Genomic DNA, 21,720 nt, shown 5'->3' on the forward strand with positions numbered 1-21,720 from the left:
GATCCAAATCGCTTCAGATCCCGCAAGCTCCGCCGCCCACGTTTCTCTTTCTTCCAATCTTCAATTGTCAAATAACAGACGACACCAAAGGCCGTCGACAAAACCAACGCTCCAAACTCTCGCTCGAAGCACAAACCAGCAATCCGCTAATCCGCTTGGGTTTCTTCAGAACGAAAGACTTCGTCGCCAGCAGCGCCGCCGCCCTCGTTCAGTGAGTGGGCTTATAGAACTAACCCTCCCGAACAGTCAACAGCCCTTTTTGAAAAAAGTGACTTTTCTTTCAGACCATTGTTTTTCCAGACGAATTTTCAGACGACGCGAGAATGCGGTCGTTTCCCGGATTCCGATCCGCCTGCCACAGCCAGGAAAGTGAACGCCTTTCGACTTTTCGGGGGGAAGAACGCTCTTTCGTCTCCCCGCGCCCCGACATCATCACAATCTGCTGGTCTTAAGAGACGCATGATTCACACAGGCAAATGCAGGTAGACTGCCTTTCCTTGGGCGATTTGACTTCCATGCCCAAAATATGCACATCTTTTGCCCCAGCCAGGATGGCCGAGAAATGCTTCCAGAGACGCCTGATGTAAGGACGCGGACCCGACTGCCATGATGACGGAGAAAATGATGATCCGCTCGTTGGGCAACGAGCCTCCGCTTCTGGCCGACGGCAGGCGTGCGCCCGACCGCCGCGAAGTGTCTCTGCGCTGGCTCTCGGGTACGTTCCTCACCGGCATCACATCCTCAGTCCTGATGGGTGTTGCGCTTTTTGCCGCCCTTGACGGCCGCCAGCAATTGGCGATCCCGGCCGAAGCCTATGCCAGTGCGGCGGCAGACGCGCATGAGGATACGACAGTGGTGCGCGGCGGAAGGCTGATTGCACCCGCCATCGCCGCAAAACCCTCCGACCGAGCGATCATGGAGGTTTCCACAGTCGTCCACGACGGTGAGAAAGAGGTCGTGCGCCGCCAGCCCTTCGCGCATGTGAAGATGACGCTGGCCGCCAACCATGTGGCGACCGAGGACTATCCCGACTTCGATCCCCTGGCGATCTTTTCCGCCGACGAGCCGCAGCCCGCCCCGCAAAGCCGCACCGGCGCGATTTACGGCTCCGACGTCGAATCCGAAGTCAGCCTGAAGACCATCCCCTTCCCGACCGGCAAGTCCAGCATGAAGATGGCCTCCGGCCTGTCGCTCGAGGAGGTCGAAGAGAATGTGCGCTCCAACGGCTCCGTCCTGACCGATGGCAACACTCAGCTTGCAGCCCTCTATTATGTCGATCCGCGCCGTTTCTCCAACGAGGATGCCGATGTCGATCTGACCGCTGGCCTCTCCGCCCGCGTGCTCGAACAGAACATGACCGTCTCCGCATCGGAATCGATCACGCCGCAGACCGAGGAGTTCGCCGACGACATCCTGCCTGTGCGCATCGACACGCCGATCGCCAAGGCGCTGACGGATTCAGGCTATCCGCAGCAATATGCCGATGGCATTGCCGGTTTCATCTCGCAGCAACTGGGTTCCGCCGATCTCGACAAGGGCGATGTGCTGCGCATCGGCATCATTCAGAAGGGCGAACAGGCAAAGATCATCCGCGCCAGCGTCTATCGCGGCACGCGCCACCTCGTCACCGTGGCCGTCGACGACAAGGGCAGATACGTGCCCGGCAGCGAGCCGCCGATGCTGGACGCCATCGCCACCGCCTTCGATGACAATTCCTTCGCGCCGCCGCCGGGCCAGAACCTGCCGCGCGTCTATGACGGCATCTATCGCGCCGCCCTTTCCTACGGCATGACCAAGGATATGACGGCGCTGATCATCAAGCTGCTCGCCAGCAATGTCGATTTCCAGGCGCAGTTGCGGCCGACCGACAGTCTCGAAGCCTTCTTCTCCGTCGCCGACAGCGCCGGCCAGGCGACCGAGGATTCCGAACTGCTCTACGTCAACGCCCGTTTCGGCGATACGCAGACACGCTTCTACCGCTTCCAGGATCCGGACGACGGCACGGTCGATTATTTCGACGAGAACGGCAAAAGCATCCGCCAGTTCCTGCTGCGTAACCCGGTCCCGAACGGCATCTTCAAATCGGGCTTCGGCATGCGCCGTCACCCGATCCTCGGTTTCGCCCGCATGCACACCGGCGTCGATTGGGCGGCACCCCGCGGCACCGCGATCATCGCCGCCGGCAACGGCACGGTCGAAAAAGCCGGCTGGGATTCCGGCGGTTACGGCAACCAGACGATTATCCGTCACGCCAACGGCTATGAATCCTCCTACAATCACCAGAGCGCCATCGCCAAGGGCGTTACCCCCGGCGCCAAGATCCGCCAGGGTCAGGTGATCGGCTGGGTCGGCACGACGGGCGAGTCCACCGGACCGCATTTGCATTACGAGCTGATCGTCAACGGCACCAAGGTCGATCCACTGCGCATCCGCCTGCCGGGCGGCAAATCGCTGCAGGGTGAGGCGCTGGCGAAATTCGAGGACGAGCGCAAGCGCATCGATACGCTGCTGAACAACCAGGCCTCGGATCAGGTGGCGAGCAAGTAATCCCCAACCCTTGCGTCGTTTCGTCTCCGCCAGACAAAAATGGCGGCCGAGGCCGCCATTTCTCATTCATCCGGCAGGCGGGTTTACGCCGCTTCGCTCACCGTCTGCCGCGTCCTGAACTGCAGCCGGTCGGAACCGCTGGTCACCTTCACCGTCGATCCGTCCGGCACTTGGCCGGACAGGATCTGCTCGGCCAGCGGATCCTGCACGAACTTCTGGATCACCCGCTTCAGCGGCCTTGCGCCGTAGACCGGATCGTAACCCTTGTTCGCCAGCCAATGGCGGGCTTCCTCGTCGAGATCGATGACGATCTTGCGTTCCGACAGCAGCGCCACCAGCCGCTTCAGCTGGATATCGACGATCGCACCCATCTCCTCACGCTTCAGGCGGTGGAAGAGGATGATCTCATCGATGCGGTTCAGGAATTCCGGCCGGAAATGCCCGCGCACGACCCCCATCACCGGCTCGCGAACCGTATCGCTGTCGTCGCCGTCGGCGAGCTGCGTCAGATATTCGGCGCCGAGGTTCGAGGTCATGATGATCATCGTGTTGCGGAAATCGACGGTCCGGCCCTGGCCATCCGTCAGGCGTCCGTCGTCCAGCACCTGCAGCAGGATGTTGAAGACGTCGGGATGCGCCTTCTCGATCTCGTCGAACAGCACGACCTGATAGGGCCGGCGGCGCACGGCTTCCGTCAGCGCCCCGCCTTCGTCGTAACCGACATAACCGGGAGGCGCGCCGATCAGCCGGGCAACGGAGTGTTTCTCCATATATTCCGACATGTCCATGCGCACCATCGCAGTCTCATCGTCGAAGAGGAAGCGGGCGAGCGCCTTGGTGAGCTCGGTTTTGCCGACACCCGTCGGCCCGAGGAAAATGAACGAGCCGATCGGCCGGTTCGGATCCTGCAGGCCGGCGCGCGCGCGCCGCACCGCCCGCGACACGGCCTGAACCGCATCACCCTGGCCGATCACCGATTTCGCCAGCTCGTCTTCCATCCGAAGCAGCTTGTCGCGTTCGCCTTCCAGCATCCTGTCGACTGGAATGCCCGTCCAGCGGGAAACGACATGGGCGATGTTGTCGGGGATAACCACCTCCTGCACCATCGCACCGCGTTCGCCGTCCTGCTTTTCGGCGTCGACCAGCTGCTTTTCCAGATCCGGAATGACACCATAGGTCAGCTCGCCGGCCCGCTGGAATTCACCCTTGCGCTGGGCGATCGCCAGTTCGTTGCGCGCATCATCGAGCTGCTTCTTGAGATCGGCGGCCAGGCCGAGCTTCTGCTTTTCCGCCTGCCAGCGGGCCGTCAACGCGTCGGCCTCCTCTTCGAGGCCGGTCAATTCGGTCTCCAGTCGCTTCAGCCGGTCGGCCGAGGCGACGTCGGTTTCCTTCTTCAGCGCCTCGCGCTCGATCTTCAGCTGAATGATGCGGCGATCGAGTTCGTCGAGTTCTTCCGGTTTGGAATCCACCTGCATGCGCAGCCGTGCGGCCGCCTCATCCATCAGATCGATCGCCTTGTCGGGCAGGAAACGGTCGGTGATATAGCGGTTGGAAAGCGTCGCAGCCGCCACCAGCGCCGCATCGGCGATGCGCACCTTGTGATGCTGCTCGTATTTTTCCTTGAGGCCGCGCAGGATCGAGATCGTGTCTTCGACCGTCGGTTCGTCGACGACAACAGGCTGGAAGCGGCGGGCAAGGGCCGGATCCTTCTCGACATGTTTGCGATATTCGTCGAGCGTGGTCGCTCCGACGCAATGCAGTTCGCCGCGGGCAAGAGCGGGCTTCAACAGGTTGGAAGCGTCCATCGCCCCATCGGCCTTGCCGGCACCGACCAGCGTGTGCATCTCGTCGATGAACAGGATGATCTCGCCGTTCTCAGCCTGGACTTCATTGAGCACGGCCTTCAGCCGCTCCTCGAATTCGCCGCGGTATTTCGCTCCGGCAATCAGCGCGCCCATATCGAGCGCCATCAGCTTTTTGTCCTTCAGCGATTCCGGCACGTCACCGTTGACGATGCGCAGCGCCAGCCCCTCGACGATCGCCGTCTTGCCGACGCCGGGTTCACCGATCAGCACAGGATTGTTCTTGGTGCGGCGCGAAAGCACCTGGATGGTGCGGCGGATTTCGTCGTCGCGGCCGATCACCGGATCGAGCTTGCCCTCGCGGGCTTCGGCGGTGAGATCGCGTGCGAACTTCTTCAGCGAATCGAAACCCTGCTCGGCATTGGAGGAATCCGCCGTCCGGCCCTTGCGGATGTCGTTGATGACCTGGTTCAGGCCCTGGGCCGTCACGCCTGAATTCTTCAGCGTCGAAAAGGTTGAGGCTGAGGATTCGATTGCCAGCGCCTGCAGCAGGCGCTCGACGGTGACGAAACTGTCGCCGGCCTTCTTCGCCGCCTCTTCGGCGGTCGAAAGCACTTTGGCGAGCGGCTGGGCCAGATAGATATTGCCGTTGCCGCCGGAAATTTTCGGCAGTTTGGCCAGCGCCGCGTCATTGGCAAGGCGGGCCGCCTTGGCATCGCCGCCGGCGCGCTCGATCAGCGACGCCGCCATGCCCTGATCGTCGTCGAGCAGGACTTTCAGCACATGCTCAGGCGTAAATTGCTGGTGACCTTGCGCCAGCGCATAGGTCTGCGCCGACTGGATGAAGCCGCGCACCCGCTCGGAATATTTCTCGATATTCATATTCTACCTCCATGGATCGCCCTGCCCTGACGAGGCGCAGACCGATGATTGAGATCGACCCCCTGAAAAGGCAGGCCGCGCTTGGCCCATCTCTCAATTGGGCGAAGCAGTCGAGGAGAATATGGTAGCCTGTTCTGCGAGTTTAAAGAGCCGGCAAAACGAAAATCCCCGGCGCGAGGCCGGGGATTTTCTTTGCAATTCTAACAGATGGCGTGAAGCTCACGCTTCCCCCGAAGGAGAAGCGAAATCCTCATTCCGATGCGGCATCGGCCAGCACCGGCGCCTCGCCGGAAGCGCCCTCGCCTTCAGCAGCGGCTTCGCCCTCGGCGCCGCGACGCGGGCGACGGGGGCGGCTGCCGGTGCTGCGGCGGCGGGGCTGGCGTTCGCGCGGCTGGCCGCCGGCACCTTCCTCGTCCATCGCGACTTCGGCCGGAATGCCGTCGATCTCCGGCTGCGGGCCGGTTCCGTCGATGACTTCGGCCTGGGACGCTACCGGGGCCGGAGCGGGAGCCGGCTGGGGCTCCGGTTGCGGCCGTGGCTGATGCTGCCGGTTCTGCGGCGGCTGAACGATAACAACGTCATCGCCGTCATTGTCGTTGCCGTCCATGTCGTCGCCGTCGCGGTCTGCGCCGTCGCGATCAAACTCGCCGCGATCGTCGCGCTGGAAGCGTTCCTGCATCTGCGCCTGGGCGCTGGCGATGATACGGTTGTAATGTTCGGCGTGCTGGAGATAGTTCTCGGCAATCACGCGGTCGCCGGAGCTTTGAGCATCGCGGGCGAGCTGCGCGTATTTTTCGGCGATATGCTGGGCAGTCCCGCGAATCTTCACATCGGGGCCGGAGCTGTCATAGGTCCGGGTCAGCGGATTGCCGCCCTTGCGGTTGAAATTGTTGTTATTGTTATTTCCGCCGCCGCCGCCGTTGTTATTATTGTTACCACGCCCTCGACCGCGCTTGTTCTGCTGTCCTGGCCTCATAGATCGTTCACCTGAATTCTCTGTTTGTGATGGATACATGGCACCAACCGCCATGACCGGAAAACCGGGTCAGGACCTTTGTGCCGCGAGCATACTGCGCCTTTGCGCCGACCTGCCGCTTGGTTCTCAAGTCAGATTGACTGATTCACGCGTTGGGTCGTGTTCAACCGTTGAAACTCTCGTTTAAAAGAGCGGACCCCCGAGGCAAACCAAGTACCGAACGAATCTCGTTCATTCCTATCTGCCCAACACGTGACCGCAACCTATATTGCTTCCCTGGGAAATCCAAGCCTTTTCTTCGCAATAACAATAATGTCCCGTTCAATGCAGCGATTATCGCCTGTCACGCGAGCGCGAACACGAGCACCCTATCGTTCTGACCATAATCTTTTACGGATTTGAGGCACTCGAAGCCTTTCGCTTCAAAGATCGCCGTCACATCGTTCCGCTGATCGTAACCGATTTCCAGCCCGACGACCCCATCGGGCCTCAAGAACCTTGCCGCATCCTTGGCGATGGCGTGATAGGCGTCAAGCCCATCCGGGCCGCCATCCAGTGCCGCGACCGGATCAAATTTCGTCACTTCGGGAGCGAGATCGTGAATGACATTGGAAGCAATATAGGGCGGATTTGAGACAATCGCGTGAAACGAACCCTGGATGCTCTCGAACCATCTAGACTCCACGGCCTGAAAACGATCCTGCAACCCGTTTCTTTCTGCATTCGATCTTGCTGTGCGAAGTGCATCCGCCGATATGTCGCTCCCGACACCTGACGCCTCAGGACATTCGCTCAAAAGCGCAAGGCATATCGCCCCGGTCCCGGTTCCCATGTCAAGGATATGGAGACGGCCTTGCGCCTTTGCAAGGTCCTTGAGATAGGCAAGCACCGTATCGACCAGGATTTCCGTATCCGGCCGTGGTTCCAGCGTTTCCACCGAGAGCCGAAGCGGCAGGCCGTAAAATTCCCGCTCGCCGAGAATGCGGTGCACCGGCTCATGGCTGAGCCGCCGCTCCAGCGCCTTGGACATGAGCTCCGCCTGCTCAGGCGAAAGCAACTCGGCCGATCGCGTCAAAAGCTCGGTCGGCGATAGTTTCAGAAGGCCCGCGACAAGCAACCGCGCATCGGTTGTCGGGTCGGCGATACCCGCTTCGGTGAAGCGGCGGCGCGCTTCGGCAAGCGTAGCGGCAACCGTCGCGCTCATTGCTGCTCGCCGAGCTGCGCCAGCTGGCTTGCCTGGTAATCGGCCATCAACGCATCGACCACCTCCTCGATCTCGCCTTCCATCATCCGGTCGAGTTTGTAGAGCGTCAGATTGATGCGATGGTCGGTTATGCGCCCCTGCGGGAAATTATAGGTGCGGATGCGTTCGGAGCGGTCACCGGAGCCGACCTGGCTCTTGCGGTCGGCCGAGCGCTCGCTGTCAGCCCGCTGCCGCTCGGCATCGTAGAGCCTGGAGCGCAGCACCTGCATCGCCTTGGCGCGGTTCTGGTGCTGCGATTTTTCCGAGCTGGTAACAACGATGCCGCTCGGCAGATGGGTGATGCGCACCGCCGAGTCCGTCGTATTGACGTGCTGGCCGCCCGCGCCCGAAGAGCGCATCGTGTCGATGCGGATATCTTCCGGCCGGATCTCGATATCGATCTCCTCGGCCTCCGGCAGCACCGCAACCGTTGCGGCCGACGTATGGATGCGCCCGCCCGCCTCGGTCTCAGGCACACGCTGCACGCGATGCACGCCGGATTCGAATTTCAGCTTGGCGAAGACGCCTCTGCCGGTGATCGTCGCGATGATTTCCTTGTAGCCGCCGGCTTCGCCCTCACTTGCCGAGAGAACCTCCACCTTCCAGCCCTTCTCCGCCGCGAAACGCTCATACATGCGAAAGAGGTCGCCGGCAAAAAGCGCCGCTTCCGATCCGCCGGTGCCGGCGCGGATTTCGAGGATCGCGCTCTTTTCGTCCGCTGCGTCCTTCGGCAGCAGCAGGATCTGCATCTCATGCTCGAGCGCCTCGATCTGCTCTTTCACCTCAGGTAGTTCCAGCTCGGCGAGGTCGCGCATTTCGCGATCGACCGACTTATCGTCGAGCAGCGTTTCGAGATCGGCAAGCTCGGCGTTCGCCTTCTCATAGGCGCGGATCTTCGTCACGACGGGCTGCAGTTCGGAATATTCGGATGCCAGCTTCACATAGACATCGGCAGCCGGGCCGGCCGACATGCGCGCCTCGATCTCGCCGAAACGACGTTCCAGCTCGCGCATCTTTTCAACGGGAAGCTTCGCCACCCTTCACTCCGATTCTTGTTAATGTCTGCCTAGAGCAATTCCAGGAAAAGTGCGAAGCGGTTTTCCGTCCGGAATTGCGTAAAAAGTTAGAGCGGTTCTGCGTTTCCGTGAAAAAGCTGAATCGCTCTAAAGGGGAATATTGTGGCTCTCGGCGAAGCGGGCAAGCACCTCGCGCATCGGCGTCATGGCGTGGACATCGTCCAGCACCTCGTCCATCGCCGTTGCCAGCGCCCCGATATCGAGCCCGAGAAGCATCGCTTTCACCGGTCCGATCGAGGCCGGCGACATCGAGATCGAACGGAAACCGACACCGAGCAGCGCCATCGCCGAGATCGGCTTGCTGGCGAGTTCGCCGCAGAGCGTCACCGGCGTCTTGTTCCGGTCCGCGCCGCGCACGATATCGCGCAGAATGCGCAAAAACGGTTTGCCGAGCGGATCGAACCGGTCCGAGACCCGCGCATTGCCGCGATCGACCGCCATCGAGAACTGGAAGAGGTCGTTCGAACCGACCGAGACGAAATCCACCGCCTCCATCAGCTCATCGAGCTGCCAAAGCAGTGCGGGCACCTCCAGCATCGCTCCGAATTGCAGCTTGCGCGGCAGCCCATGGCCGAAGCGCGAGAGATGCTGCACTTCCCTCTGCAGCAGTTCGCGCACCATCTTCAACTCGGCAACCTCGGTCACCATCGGCACCATCAGCTTCAGCTCGGTATCGGCCGATGCCTTCAACAGGGCGCGCAGCTGGGTGCGCAACAGCCCCGGCCGGTCGAGCGACAGCCGAATGGCGCGCCAGCCGAGCGCCGGATTTTCTTCCTCATGGCCACGAAAATAGGGCACGACCTTATCGCCGCCGATATCGAGCGTACGGAAGGTAACGGGGCGGCCCGCCGCCTGTTTTATCACATTGCGGTAGAACTGCTCCTGCTCTTCCGCCTTCGGCATGGTGGAGGCGATCATGAACTGCAGTTCGGTGCGGAACAGGCCGATGCCCTCGGCACCCGATTCCGAAAGCTGCGGCAGGTCGACCAGCAGCCCCGCATTCATCATCATCGCGATGCGCTGCCCATCCTTGGTCACCGGCTCGACGGCGCGCAACGCCCGGAACTGTTCCTGCCGCCTGGCGCGGAAGCGAACCTTTTCCTCGTAGGAACGCCGGTGATCAGCCATCGGCCGCAGGTGCACATGCCCCTCGTCGGCGTCGATGATCACGGCATCGCCGTTCTCGGCGAGCGCCACCACACCTGCTGCCTGGCCGATGACCGGAATACCCATGGCGCGTGCGACGATCACCACATGGCTCGTCACCGCACCTTCTTCCAGCACCAGCCCGCGCACATTGGCACGAGGATAATCGAGCAGCTCGGCCGCTCCCATGGCGCGCGCCAGGATGATCGCATCGTTGGGGAAACCCTCGGCGGTCGTCCGCCCGGTATAACCCGTCAATTGTCTGAGCAGCCGATTTGCCAGATCCTCGAAATCATGCATGCGTTCGCGCAGATAGGGGTCGGTCAACCGCATCATCCGCGCCTTGGTGTCGCTCTGCACCTTCTCGACCGCCGCTTCCGCCGTCAGGCCGTTGCGGATCGCCTCTTCGAGCTTGCGCACCCAGCCCTGGTCATGGGCGAACATGCGATAGGTTTCGAGCACCTCGCGGTGCTCGCCTTCCATCGACACATCGCGGCGCGAGAGCATGTCGTCGATGGAGATCCTGAGCGAGCCCATGGCTTCGGCCAGCCGCCGGATTTCCTTCTCGGCATCTTCGTTGAGCAGGTTGGTGACGACGATGCGCGGCTCGTGCAACACGACGTAACCAAGGCCGATGCCGTCATTATAGGTGTCGCCGTCGACCGTCACCGAACGCGTCAGGTCGAGTTCGAGGCCCGGCTTGGTGATCTTTTTGAGCTCGCCGGTGGCGATCATCTCGGCAAGCACCATCGCCGTCGTCTCGAGCGCTTCCAGCTCCTCTTCGCGATAGTTGCGGCTTGCCTTGTTCTGCACGACGAGGACGCCGAGCGAACGCCCGGTCCGGAGGATCGGCACGCCGAGGAAGGAATGGTAGATCTCTTCGCCCGTTTCCGGCAGGTAGCGGAACGCCGGATGCGACTGGGCGTCGGAAAGGTTCAGCGGCTGGGCCGAGGCCGCGATCGTGCCGACCAGGCCCTGCCCCATTTTCAATTGCGCCAGATGCACGGCCTCACGGTTGAGGCCTTCGGTCGCATAGAGTTCGAGCACGCCATCGGCGCGCAGCACGTAAACCGAGCAGACCTCGGCCACCATGTTGCCGGCGATCTGGCGGACGATCCGGTCAAGACGATCCTGCGGCTCCAGCGGCTCCGCCATCAACTCGCGCAGCCGCCTGAGCAGCACGCGCGGACCGCCGGAAAGGTCTCTCATGGCGTCTCAAGCTCCCGAAACAACGCACTCAGTCCCGGCAGGCCAGCCCTCATCTCCTCAACCTGAAGGGGCAGGCCGCCCACTGGGAATCAATTCTTATCCAGACCGTAGCAGGAATGCAAAGTCCTGACAGCGAGTTCTGCATAAGGACCGTCGATCAGAATGGAAATCTTGATCTCGGAGGTGGTGATCGCCTTGATGTTGATGCCTTTTTCGGCAAGTGCACGAAATGCGGTCGCGGCCACGCCGGCGTGGCTGCGCATGCCGATGCCGATGACCGACACTTTCACCAGCCCCGATTCGTTCTGCACGACATCGTAGCCGATCTTCTCCTTATGGTCGCCGAGCACCTTGATCGCTTTCTCGACGTCGCCCGACGGCACGGTGAAGGTCATGTCGGTCTTCGACCCGTCCTCGGAGATATTCTGGACGATCATGTCGACATTGATATGGGATTCGGCGAGCGGTCCGAAGATCGCCGCGGAGACGCCCGGCCGGTCGGCAAGACGGCGAAGCGAGATCTGAGCCTCATCCTTGGCATAGGCGATGCCGGTGACTACTTCCTGTTCCACGATTTCATCCTCGTCACAAATCAGCGTTCCGGGCGGGTTTAGCAGATCGCCCATGCCCGGAGCATCGGGATCTTCGAATGATGAGCGCACAAAGGTGCGCACCTTGTGCACCATGGCAAGCTCGACCGAGCGCACCTGCAGCACCTTGGCGCCGAGCGAGGCCATTTCGAGCATTTCCTCGAAGGCGATCTTCTTCAGCCTGCGCGCCTTCGGCACGATGCGCGGATCGGTCGTGTAAACGCCATCGACATCGGTATAGATATCGCAGCGATCCGCTTTGACAGCTGCAGCGATCGCGACAGCCGACGTGTCCGACCCACCGCGGCCGAGCGTCGCGAGGCGGTTGTCAGGTCCAAGTCCCTGGAAGCCGGCGATGACGGCAACCTGCCCCTCGCCCATCCGCTTGACGATGTCGGAGCCGTCGATCTCCATGATCCGCGCCGCGCCATGCGCATTGTCGGTGCGGATCGGGATCTGCCATCCCTGCCAGGAGCGCGCATTGATATCCATCGCCTGCAAAGCGATCGCCAGCAGCCCGGAGGTTACCTGCTCGCCGGAGGCGACCACCGCATCATATTCCCGCGCATCGTAAAACGGCGAATTGGCGCCGATCACCTTCGGCATGCCCTGCACCCAGCCGACCAGCTCATTGGTCTTGCCGGACATGGCCGACACCACCACCGCCACCTCGTGGCCGGCATCGACTTCGCGTTTTACATGGCGGGCGACGTTCTTGATGCGATCCAGGTCAGCGACGGACGTACCGCCGAATTTCATTACGATGCGTGCCATATGCCTCTACCACGACTGGCGCCGGGAAAGCGGAAAACCGGACCCGGCATCACGAAAGCTCTGGGGCAGACCGCTTGGCCAGAGAGCCGGCTCCCGACTTCCGGAACCGCTCTAAAAGCCCGGGTCCCCAAGGCCCCAAGTTGCGGCGTCTCTTAGCGAGTTTGGCGGGGGGAGGCAAGCGCGCGCAATAAAAGCGATCGGCGAGCGGCGTAGCACTCATCGATGCTCTGGCCTGCGCCCCTTGACTTATGCCCCCGATCGTCCGACTTCACGTGTCACGAACACAAGGAGTGGACGATGACGGAAGGCGCCAGAAGCACGATCGACCAGGGCGAAGTGGACCGCTTCTCGGCGATGGCGGCGGAATGGTGGAGCCCGACCGGCAAGTTCAAGCCGTTGCACAAGTTCAATCCGGTCCGCCTCGCCTATATCAGAGACAAGGCCTGCGAGAATTTCGGTCATGATCCGAAAAGCGCCCGCCCGCTGGAGGGCCTGCGTGTGCTCGATATCGGCTGCGGCGGCGGTCTGCTGTCCGAACCTGTCGCCCGCATGGGCGCCTCCGTCACCGGCGCCGATCCTTCCGAGAAAAATATCGGCATCGCCTCGACCCATGCCAACGCCTCCGGCGTTTCGGTCGACTACCGCGCCGTCACCGCCGAGGAACTGGCGGGCGCCGGCGAAACTTTCGACATCGTCTTGAACATGGAAGTGGTCGAACACGTCGCCGATGTCGAGTTTTTCATAACGACCTGCGCAAAAATGGTCCGCCCCGGCGGCCTGATCTTCGTTGCCACGATCAACCGCACCATGAAGGCGGCAGCCCTTGCCATCTTCGCCGCCGAAAACATTCTGCGCTGGCTGCCGCGCGGCACCCACCAATATGAGAAGCTGGTACGCCCCGAAGAGCTGGAAAAACCATTGACGGCAAGCGGCCTCGAGATTACCGACCGCACCGGCGTCTTCTTCAATCCACTGTCGAACCAGTGGACCTTGTCCAAAGATATGGACGTCAATTATATGCTGCTGGCAAAGCGGCCCGCCTAGCTCCTGCCGATAATAAGCCGGCTACACTTTCAGCATTTGAACGCGGGCAAGCAACTCCTGTTGGGTTTCTGCGTTGCGAGCGGCAAGTGCCTTGACCCGGTCGCGATCGATTGTCGTCTCCGCGCCATCAGACCCGTAAGGCTGCTTGAACGTAAAGGCGCGAGGGCTTGGCCCGTTATCGGCAAGATATTCGAGGCGTTCGACACCCTCCTGCCAATCCGGCCGGTAATGGCCCGGCACCCACCACAGAACCAGCGGCGGCCACGTCTGTTTCACATTCCAGTTGCGCGCATGTTTCAGCGCCTCGGCATGCACGCCGTTATAGGTAAAGGCCATCAGGCACTCGATGTCGGCCCAGAGCGAAAGGGAGGACGGCGCGGACGTAAAACCGCTGCCTTCGATATAACGGGGAAAGACCTGAACGCCCCAGCTTCTGGCTCCGGGATAACCGGCATAGCCGGAGCGTCCGATGAAGCCGTAGGCACGGGCGGCGGCTTCGAAATTCAAGGGTTCGCGGAGGGCGAAGCCTTCGACCGTTTCGCTTTCGGCAGGCGCGACGTGCAGGCCGAAATTATAGAAGGCCAGACGCGCAGACTGCATTTCAGTTCACATCCTCCGGCAGCACCGGAATGGCGGCAATCTCGATGCCCTCTTCCAAAAGTGCCTGCGCCTCGTCGACCGTCGCCTGGCCAATAATGCCGCGGGCATCCGCCTCGCCATAATGGATCTTGCGGGCCTCCTCGGGAAATTGCGTGCCGACGTCCTCGGAATTGGCCTTGACCGCCGCGACCGCCTCTTTCAGCTTTTGCAGCGCCTCCTGACGCAGGGCATCCATCGCCAGCGTCTGCCTCTCGTCCTTCTTGCGCGCCGTCGACACCGAAGGCGCCATCAGCAGCTTGGAGACGGCGGCGGAATGGCAGACCGGGCAGGTCAGGAAACCGGTCGCGACCTGACGGTCGAAATCGGCGCTTTCGGAAAACCAGCCTTCGAATTCATGGGCATTGTCACAGCTGAGGGAATAGCGGATCAAGCGGCGACGCCTCCTGCGACTGCCCCCGCAATCTTCTCGACCGAGAATTCCCGGCCGTTCCTTAAATTCGGGATCTTGTCATGCGCGGCCTTGACCGCGCCGGGATCGATCTCGGCGACGATGACCGCCTCGCCGGTGGCGCCGGCCGAGGCCAGCACCGTGCCCCAGGGGTCGATGATCATCGAATGGCCGAAGGTCTCGCGCCCGTCCTCGTGCCGGCCGGCCTGCGCAGCAGCAACGACGAAGACACCGTTCTCGATCGCGCGTGCGCGCAGCAGGATCTCCCAATGTGCCTCGCCGGTCTGCTTGGTGAAGGCGGCGGGAACCGTCATCACCTCGGCGCCGGCAATCGCCTGGGCGCGGAAGAGTGCGGGAAAGCGCACATCGTAGCAGATGGCGAAACCCATTTCGGCAAAGGGCAGCGACAGCACGCGCGCCTCCGAGCCGGCCGTATAGGCGGCACTTTCGCGCCAGCTCTCGCCATTGTCGAGGTCAACGTCGAACATATGGATCTTGTCGTAGCGATTGAGAATGCGGCCGTCGGGACCGAACAGGAAACCGCGATTGGCGATCTTGCCGTCGGCCAGCGCGATCGCCGTCGAGCCGACATGCATGTGGATGCCGAATTCTGCGGCGAGCTCGGAGCCGGTTTTGACGATGATGTCATGGGTCTCGTCTGCGAGCACGGCGCGCGCCGCCGCGCGGTCGCGCTGCAGCATGCCGGTCATCTCGGGCGTTTGCACATAGGTCGCGCCTTGGGCGGCGGCCTCGCGCACCAGCCGCGCCATGGCGGCGGCATTCTTCACCGGATTAACCCCGGAGCACATCTGGACGGCGGCGGCCTTGAAGCTCATCGGTTCGTCCTCAGGCCGCCAGCAGCGGATCGAGCTTGCCGGCCCGATCGAGCGCGAAGAGATCGTCACAGCCGCCGACATGATCGGCGCCGATGAAGATCTGCGGAAAGGTGGTGCGGCCGTTCGACTTGCCGATCATTTCCTGGCGAAGGTCCGGTGAATATGTCGCATCGTGCTCGACGTAGTCGACGCCCTTTTCTTCGAGAAGGGACTTGGCGCGGCTGCAATAACCGCAGAACTGCCGCGTATAAATGGTGACGGGTACCATAATCTCTCCAGACCGATGCCGGGTATTTCTGTCATATAGGCTCGGAGAGAGCCCTTGCAAAGGTCAAAACTGTTATCTCGGCCGCGCCCGCCTTGCGCAGCGTCCGGCTTGCCGCGGCAACCGTCGCCCCTGTCGTGTAGACGTCGTCGACAAGGACGATGCGCTTGCCGAAAATGTCGTTTCCGCAACCCTTGGCAATCGCGAAAGCGCCCCTGACATTGTCCTCGCGCGCCTTGGCGCCGAGACCGACCTGCTGGCTGGTGCGCTTGACCCGCACCAGCGTGGCGGCAAGCAGCGGCTTGCCCGAAAGCCTTGCCATATGGCGGGCAAGTTCGGCGGCCTGGTTGAATTTGCGCGCCAGCATCCGGGAGCGGTGCAGCGGCACCGGGATCAGCGCATCGCAGCTTTCGACCGTCCCGTCGGAAGCGCGCAGCATCCAGGCGGCCATCATCGGCGCCAGATCGGTGCGATCGCGATATTTCAGCCCATGAACGAGATCGCGGACCGCATGGTCGTGGGTTGCCGCCGACCGCAGCCGGTCGAAAGGCGGTGGGTTGGCGATCGCCTCGGCGCTGAGGATGCCGGTGCCGAGATCGTGCGAGAAGGGAATGCCGAGCACTTCGCAATAGGGCCGTTCGATGAAACGGATGCCGGACCAGCATTTCGCGCAGAGCCCGCGATGGCCGCCGGTGGAAATGCCGCAGACAGAACAGGCTGGCGGATAGAGAAAATCGGCAAGCGCCGAAAACGGCCGCAAGAGCTGCGCCCGCAGGAATTCCGCCGGTCTTTCGAAATCAATCGGTCCCATCCCGTCGAGACTAGCTTGTTCTCCTCCAAAGGAAAATCGCCTTGCTGCTGCTCTGGAGCGAGACTAAGGACATCGTCATGGAAACGATCTTCGACAAGACCCTGATCGCCGCGCATCGCCACCGCGCGCTCGCCAATAACGACCCGAAAGCCGCCTTCCTGCTCGACATCGCCGCAGAGGAAATGGCCGAGAGGCTTGCTGTGGTCGAGCGGACCTTCGAGACCGCCGTCGAGTTGCATGGCGCAACGGGGGCGGCCGCCCGCGCGGCAATGGCGACGGGCAAGATCGGCACGATGATCCGTGTCGAAAGCGAGAAGGCCTATGCGGCCCCGGGCGAAACCTTGATCGAGGCGCCGCTTGAGGACGTGCCGCTCGAGCCGCAATCGGCCAATCTCATCCTTGCGCCGCTCAGCCTGCACCTGACCAACGATACGCCTGGTGTTTTCATCCAGATCCGCCGCGCCCTGAAGCCGGACGGCCTGTTCCTGGGGGCGATCCCCGGTGCCGGCACGCTGCAGGAACTGCGCGACGTGCTGCTCGCCGCCGAGGCCGAGCTGACGGGTGGCGCCAGCCCGCGCGTCATTCCCTTCGCCGATGTGCGCGATATCGGCAGCCTCATGCAGCGCGCCGGCTTCACGCTGCCGGTCATCGACGCGGAAAACTACACGGTACGCTATGATTCGCTCTTTCCGCTGATGCGGGATCTGAGGGCGATGGGCATGAGCAATCCGCTTGCCGCCCGCGGCCGGATGCCGCTGACGCGCGCCTTCTTCCTACGCGCAGCTGAGATCTATGCCGACCGTTACTCCGATCCTGACGGACGCATCCGCGCGACCTTCTCGATCATCTATGTCTCGGGATGGGCGCCGCACGAGAGCCAGCAAAAGCCGCTCAAGCCAGGCTCGGCCAAGGCACGCCTTGCCGATGCGCTGAAGGTGGACGAGCACAAGCTCAAGCAGTGACGGCCGGTTGCTTCTTCAATTCGCAGGGAGATTGTTGCCGATCACATTAAAGATCGCCTGCAGGCTACCGGTGAAAATTCCGAAAGCGGAGACGATTGCACCACCAATGAGGGCGGCGATGAGACCGTATTCGATGGCCGTCGCACCTCTGTTATCTGCAAGAAATGCCTTCAAAATATGCATTATCCCAACCCTTAGCGCGACCTGACAACCAGAGCATGATGCCGAAAAGTGTAAGCGGTTTTCAGGTGACATCATGCTGTAATGATAAACGATCATTCCACGACCATCGGCGATGGTCGGCATTTTCAGCAACCGGCGCCGACGCCGTAGCCCTGGACGACGCAGACCGAGCCGGGCGTATCCTGAAGGACGCTGCGGCGGATCGTATAACGCTTGCCGCTTTCGCTCTTTGGAATCGATCCCGTCGTCATCGTATCGAATTCTGCCGGCGCGCTGGCAAAGACGCTCTTCTTCGAGGAATCCGCAAGCATCGGCGTCAGGATAAGGGTCAGAGCGACCACCGCCGTGCCGAACAGGAGGGCGATATTCAGCGCACCCGTCCTGCGCGAGGCAGACGAAACCCGTTCCTTTTCCCGGACAGCTTTCCAGAAATCATCGTCCATGACGTCAAGCCTTTTAATACACGCACGCCAGATGCTTGATTGAGGCCGATCTTTGGCAGAAGGTGTTAAACGATCCATTAATATCCACAGCCGAAAACGGCGTGGCACAATAATAATCAGACAATGCTAATGAATGTCGCCTGGAAATGTGTGGCAGTTCCAGGATAACGACATGCATTAGAATAAAAATTTGAAACACCTCGAACGAATCGAGTTCAACGAGACGCGCTTTAAAGTAAATCCTGCAGCATCGGGATCAGCGGCTCGTCGGCGGGCGGCATCGGGTAATCGCGCAGCGCCTGCGGACGCACCCATTTCAGCGCCTGGCCCTCCCGGCCTTGAGGAATGCCCTCATAGCGCCGGCAGATATAAAGCGGCATCAAAAGATGGAAGGTCTCGTAGGAATGGCTGGCGAAGGTCAGCGGTGCCAGGCAGGCGATCTTGGTATTGATGCCGAGCTCTTCCTCGAGCTCGCGCACCAGCGTTTCCTCCGGCGTCTCACCGGGCTCGACCTTGCCGCCGGGAAATTCCCAGAGTCCGGCCAGCGACTTTCCCTCGGGACGCTGTGCCAGGAGGATACGCCCATCGCTATCGATCAGCGCACAGGCGGCGACCAGCAATATCTTCCGGCCATTGCACTGTATGAGAGGCTCGCTCATCGCGGCTCCTGCTGCCAATAGCAATAATGATAGGCGTCGCGAAAACCGAGGCGTTCATAGAGTGCGATGGCCGGACGGTTGGACAGCTTCACCTGCAGCCAGGCCGATCGGGCGCTGCGCATGCGCGCCCAGCGCAGCGCCGAGGTCAGGATCTCGGTGCCGAGTCCCTCGCGCCGCCGCGTCTCAGAAACCGAAAGCGACATGATGCCGGCAAGGTCGTTGTCCTGGACGCAGAGCACGGTCGCAAGCGGACCGTCGACCGCATTCTCGATCATGAACAGGCCCGACGGCGGCTTGATCGCCGAAATGATTTCGGCAAGCGCCGGCTTCAAGCTCAGTGGCGCCCGTTCGACGGCAAGATTGGCGTCGACGAAACGGCCGACATCATGGGTCGGCAGATGATCGAGCGTATCCGGCAGTTCCGCCTCGGCAAGGTCGCAGGTCATCACCACCGTCTCGTCGAACCGCGTCCAGGCCTGCGCCCTGAGAAGCTCGATCAAGACAGGCGAAGCAAGCGGCGTCTGCCGGATGACCGCGGCGCGGCCATAGGCCTCGAACTTCCGGCTCGCCTTTTCCAGACGGATTTCAACGTCGCGATGATCCGAGGGATCGAGCGGCACGATCGAATTCAACCGGTTGGACGGGTGCCCGGCCGTCAGCCGCACCTGCCAGCTGCCGTCATATTGCACCGACGCCGCCGGCCAGGCCCGGAAGCCGACGGCCTCCAGCCTGCGCACCAGCGGCAGATTCTGTGAAGAAATGGATGCCTGCGCCAATGAACGATCAGCTCCGATAGTCGCCATTGATCGCAACATATTCCTTGGTGAGGTCGCAGGTCCAGACGGTTGCCGAACCGGTGCCGAGCCCGATGTCGACTTTGACGGGGATATCCTGCGCTTTCATGACGTTCGTGGCCGCCGCCTCGGAATAATCCGGGTCGCGCTCGCCATTGACGGCGACCCTGATGTCGCCGAACCAGATGGCAAGCCGGTCGCGGTCAGCCATCTCGCCGGATTTGCCGACGGCCATGACGATGCGGCCCCAATTGGCGTCTTCGCCGGCCGCCGCCGTCTTGACCAGCGGCGAATTGGCGATCGACAGTCCGATACGCTTGGCGGCGGCATCGCTTTCGGCGCCCGTCACGGTGATTTCGAGCATCTTGGTGGCGCCTTCGCCGTCGCGCACCACCTGCAGCGACAGATCCTTCAGCACCTCGTTGAGGGCGGTCCGGAAGGCGGCAAGGCGCGGATCGTCGGCGCGTTCGATGCGAGCCTGGCCGTCCTCGGCCGCAGCACCGGTCGCAAACAGCATCAGCGTATCGGATGTGGAGGTGTCGCTGTCGACGGTCATGGAATTGAAGGTCGGGCCGACGCCATCGGACAGCAGCACCTGCAGCGCTGCGGGCGCGATATCGGCATCGGTGACGACGAAGGAGAGCATCGTCGCCATATCGGGCGCGATCATGCCGGCGCCCTTGGCAATGCCGTTGATCGTGACGGTCACGCCGCCGATCTCGGCGCTGCGGGTCGAAACCTTCGGATAGGTGTCGGTCGTCATGATCGCCTTGGCGGCCTCGAACCAGAAATCGCCGGTGGCTTCGGTCTGCATCCGGTCCAGAACGCCGGCGAATTTGGTGGCGTCGAGCGGCTCGCCGATGACGCCGGTCGAGGCCAGGTAGACTTCGTTTTCGCCGCAGCCGACAGCGGATGCCGCCGACTTCGCCGTCAGCTCGGTCGCCTGCCGGCCCTTCAGGCCGGTGAAGGCATTGGCATTGCCGGAATTGACGACAACCGCACGCGCACTGCCATGCGACAGGTTGGCGCGGCAGAAATCGACCGGCGCCGACGGGCATTTCGAGCGGGTGAAGACGCCCGCAACGGCGGCCGGCTTGTCGAAGACCATCATCAGCACGTCGGTGCGGTTCTTGTACTTGATGCCGGCGGACGCCGTTGCCATGCGCACGCCGCGCAGCGGCGGCATCGAGACGAAGGATTTCGGGGCGAGCGGAGAGACGGAACCGGACATGATGAAACCTGCCAATGGGCATTTCCAGGCGAAATCGGCAGCGGTTCGCCGTGCGGAAATGCGACAACAACAACGATATTAAAGGGCCCGGAAAAACCGGGCCCTGATGCGATTATTACGGCTTCGGCGCGGGTGCTGCGGGCTCACTGCCCGGCTCCGGCTGCTTGTTGGCCTGGTCGTAACCCTTGCGCAGCGTCTCGTCGCTGATTTCGATCTTGGCCGAGGCCTTCGCCTTGTTCAGAAGCTCAAGATACTTGTCGCGCATGACGAGCTGACGAACCTGATCCTGTACCTGCTCGAAGGGCGGCGGCGGGGAGTCGCGCTTATCCTCGACCTTGATGACGTGATAGCCGAAATCGGTTTTGACGGGCGTCTTGGAATAGGTGCCCTTCTCAAGCGCAAAGGCCGCGTCCTCGAATTCCTTGACCATGCGGCCGCGCGAGAAATAGCCGAGGTCGCCGCCTTCCGACTTGTTCGGATCGGTGGACTTTTCCTTGGCGAGCTCGGCGAAATCCTTGCCGGCATCGAGCTGCTTGATGATGTCCTTGGCTTCGTCCTCGGTCTTGACGAGGATATGACGGGCGTGAACTTCCTCTTGCTTCGGCAGGGCGGCGACTTCCTTGTCGTAGCGGGCCTTGACTTCTTCGGGCGTTACGATGTCGACGACATGCTTCTTGAAGTAGGCGTTGTGCAGCTCACGGTCGGTGAGATACTGCATGCGCTTCTTGAATTCGTCGGTCTGATCGAGCTTCTCGGCCGCTGCGTCGGCGGCAAGCAGCTTCACGTCGATGGCGGCGGAAAGGGCTGCGACCTTCTTCTGGTCGTCGGGCAGCTGTGCCAGCTGCGGGTCGAGATTGGCGACGGCGAGGTCGAGTTCCGACTGGTGAATCTCCAGATTGCCGACCTTGGCGATGACGGCGTCATCGGCATAGGCCGGGGCCTGGAGCGCAACAAAAGTTGCAAACGCCAGAACGGCAAGTTTGTTGGTGCTCAACATGAAATACCCTTCACAGTTACATCGCCGGTTTCAGCATCGCCTGAATCGGCCCAAAATAGCCATCAACACCGGATTGTGGCCTTTCTGTATCCGCCAAATCCGTTGACATCATTCGACCCCCCTCTTATCTGTCACGCAACCTCGCGTCCAGAACAGTTTCCGGGCGTTTTAGCCGCGCGCCTGATTTTCGGCTGGGCCGCGA

The 21,720-nt window shown here is 61.8% G+C and carries 21 protein-coding genes; 4 read left to right on the top strand and 17 right to left on the bottom strand.

Annotated features, from left to right (window positions below; all coding sequences use genetic code 11):
* Together RLEG4DRAFT_RS41180 and RLEG4DRAFT_RS30480 are read left to right on the top strand one after the other, a co-directional pair.
* On the top strand, positions 1–215 hold a 215-nt coding region (locus RLEG4DRAFT_RS41180; protein WP_210161338.1), incomplete at its 5' end, for a hypothetical protein.
* 391 nt (positions 216–606) lie between these two features.
* The gene (locus RLEG4DRAFT_RS30480; RefSeq protein WP_003582542.1) at positions 607–2,547 is read left to right on the top strand and encodes a M23 family metallopeptidase; all 1,941 of its coding nucleotides are present in this window, start codon (positions 607–609) and stop codon (positions 2,545–2,547) included.
* An 83-nt stretch (positions 2,548–2,630) separates the two neighbouring features.
* Here the strand turns inward: RLEG4DRAFT_RS30480 and clpB are convergent, their stop codons facing one another.
* The 6 genes from clpB to RLEG4DRAFT_RS30510 all read right to left on the bottom strand — a co-directional run bounded on the left by clpB (position 2,631) and on the right by RLEG4DRAFT_RS30510 (position 12,245).
* Positions 2,631–5,231, bottom strand: a complete 2,601-nt coding sequence (clpB, locus tag RLEG4DRAFT_RS30485) for an ATP-dependent chaperone ClpB (protein WP_003582544.1) — start codon at positions 5,229–5,231, stop codon at positions 2,631–2,633.
* Between the two features lie 250 nt (positions 5,232–5,481).
* The gene (locus RLEG4DRAFT_RS30490; RefSeq protein WP_003582546.1) at positions 5,482–6,207 is read right to left on the bottom strand and encodes a DUF4167 domain-containing protein; all 726 of its coding nucleotides are present in this window, start codon (positions 6,205–6,207) and stop codon (positions 5,482–5,484) included.
* 343 nt (positions 6,208–6,550) lie between these two features.
* Complete coding sequence (gene prmC, locus RLEG4DRAFT_RS30495) at positions 6,551–7,411, bottom strand: peptide chain release factor N(5)-glutamine methyltransferase (protein ID WP_003582549.1); 861 nt, start codon at positions 7,409–7,411, stop codon at positions 6,551–6,553.
* Entirely contained in the window at positions 7,408–8,487 is a 1,080-nt protein-coding gene (gene prfA, locus RLEG4DRAFT_RS30500) for a peptide chain release factor 1 (protein WP_003582551.1), read from the bottom strand. The genes prmC and prfA overlap by 4 nt, the downstream gene beginning before the upstream one ends.
* A gap of 126 nt (positions 8,488–8,613) precedes the next feature.
* Positions 8,614–10,881, bottom strand: coding sequence for a phosphoenolpyruvate--protein phosphotransferase (gene ptsP / locus RLEG4DRAFT_RS30505; RefSeq protein WP_003582553.1), 2,268 nt, complete (start codon positions 10,879–10,881; stop codon positions 8,614–8,616).
* Positions 10,882–10,970: 89 nt separating this feature from the next.
* A complete protein-coding gene (locus RLEG4DRAFT_RS30510) occupies positions 10,971–12,245 on the bottom strand; it encodes an aspartate kinase (RefSeq protein ID WP_003566987.1) in 1,275 nt (424 codons plus the stop codon).
* Positions 12,246–12,542: 297 nt separating this feature from the next.
* Here RLEG4DRAFT_RS30510 and ubiG point away from each other — a divergent pair, with 297 nt between their 5' ends.
* Entirely contained in the window at positions 12,543–13,289 is a 747-nt protein-coding gene (gene ubiG, locus RLEG4DRAFT_RS30515; protein WP_003582556.1) for a bifunctional 2-polyprenyl-6-hydroxyphenol methylase/3-demethylubiquinol 3-O-methyltransferase UbiG, read from the top strand.
* 21 nt (positions 13,290–13,310) lie between these two features.
* Here the strand turns inward: ubiG and RLEG4DRAFT_RS30520 are convergent, their stop codons facing one another.
* From RLEG4DRAFT_RS30520 to RLEG4DRAFT_RS30540, 5 genes are read right to left on the bottom strand one after another with little or no spacing between them, the layout of a single operon-like run.
* Entirely contained in the window at positions 13,311–13,889 is a 579-nt protein-coding gene (locus RLEG4DRAFT_RS30520) for a DUF3291 domain-containing protein (protein ID WP_003582557.1), read from the bottom strand.
* A 1-nt stretch (position 13,890) separates the two neighbouring features.
* Entirely contained in the window at positions 13,891–14,319 is a 429-nt protein-coding gene (locus RLEG4DRAFT_RS30525) for a DUF1178 family protein (RefSeq protein WP_003582558.1), read from the bottom strand.
* Positions 14,316–15,173 (bottom strand): carbon-nitrogen hydrolase family protein, encoded by an 858-nt coding sequence (locus RLEG4DRAFT_RS30530; protein WP_003582559.1) that lies wholly within the window; start codon positions 15,171–15,173, stop codon positions 14,316–14,318. The genes RLEG4DRAFT_RS30525 and RLEG4DRAFT_RS30530 overlap by 4 nt, the downstream gene beginning before the upstream one ends.
* Before the next feature lie 10 nt (positions 15,174–15,183).
* The gene (grxC, locus tag RLEG4DRAFT_RS30535) at positions 15,184–15,441 is read right to left on the bottom strand and encodes a glutaredoxin 3 (RefSeq protein ID WP_003582560.1); all 258 of its coding nucleotides are present in this window, start codon (positions 15,439–15,441) and stop codon (positions 15,184–15,186) included.
* Between the two features lie 31 nt (positions 15,442–15,472).
* Positions 15,473–16,249, bottom strand: coding sequence for a ComF family protein (locus RLEG4DRAFT_RS30540; protein WP_003582561.1), 777 nt, complete (start codon positions 16,247–16,249; stop codon positions 15,473–15,475).
* Between the two features lie 77 nt (positions 16,250–16,326).
* Between RLEG4DRAFT_RS30540 and RLEG4DRAFT_RS30545 the strand changes: the two genes are divergently transcribed.
* Positions 16,327–17,211 carry a methyltransferase domain-containing protein gene (locus RLEG4DRAFT_RS30545; protein ID WP_037094931.1) on the top strand — a complete coding sequence of 295 codons (885 nt, stop codon included), beginning with the start codon at positions 16,327–16,329 and terminating at the stop codon, positions 17,209–17,211.
* Between the two features lie 15 nt (positions 17,212–17,226).
* On the opposite strand, the gene RLEG4DRAFT_RS58740 is transcribed toward RLEG4DRAFT_RS30545, so the two are convergent.
* From RLEG4DRAFT_RS58740 to RLEG4DRAFT_RS30575, 6 genes are all read right to left on the bottom strand, one after another.
* Positions 17,227–17,394 (bottom strand): Flp family type IVb pilin, encoded by a 168-nt coding sequence (locus tag RLEG4DRAFT_RS58740; RefSeq protein WP_003582563.1) that lies wholly within the window; start codon positions 17,392–17,394, stop codon positions 17,227–17,229.
* Positions 17,395–17,519: 125 nt separating this feature from the next.
* Positions 17,520–17,837, bottom strand: a complete 318-nt coding sequence (locus RLEG4DRAFT_RS30555; RefSeq protein ID WP_003582564.1) for a hypothetical protein — start codon at positions 17,835–17,837, stop codon at positions 17,520–17,522.
* 230 nt (positions 17,838–18,067) lie between these two features.
* Entirely contained in the window at positions 18,068–18,496 is a 429-nt protein-coding gene (gene mutT / locus RLEG4DRAFT_RS30560) for an 8-oxo-dGTP diphosphatase MutT (protein ID WP_003582566.1), read from the bottom strand.
* Positions 18,493–19,299 (bottom strand): GNAT family N-acetyltransferase, encoded by an 807-nt coding sequence (locus tag RLEG4DRAFT_RS30565; RefSeq protein WP_003582568.1) that lies wholly within the window; start codon positions 19,297–19,299, stop codon positions 18,493–18,495. The genes mutT and RLEG4DRAFT_RS30565 overlap by 4 nt, the downstream gene beginning before the upstream one ends.
* Positions 19,280–20,521 (bottom strand): bifunctional glutamate N-acetyltransferase/amino-acid acetyltransferase ArgJ, encoded by a 1,242-nt coding sequence (gene argJ, locus RLEG4DRAFT_RS30570; protein WP_003582570.1) that lies wholly within the window; start codon positions 20,519–20,521, stop codon positions 19,280–19,282. The genes RLEG4DRAFT_RS30565 and argJ overlap by 20 nt, the downstream gene beginning before the upstream one ends.
* Positions 20,522–20,636: 115 nt before the next feature.
* Positions 20,637–21,518 carry a peptidylprolyl isomerase gene (locus RLEG4DRAFT_RS30575; protein WP_003582571.1) on the bottom strand — a complete coding sequence of 294 codons (882 nt, stop codon included), beginning with the start codon at positions 21,516–21,518 and terminating at the stop codon, positions 20,637–20,639.
* Positions 21,519–21,720: the final 202 nt, after the last annotated feature.

It is taken from the genome of Rhizobium leguminosarum bv. trifolii WSM2297 (genome assembly GCF_000271845.1).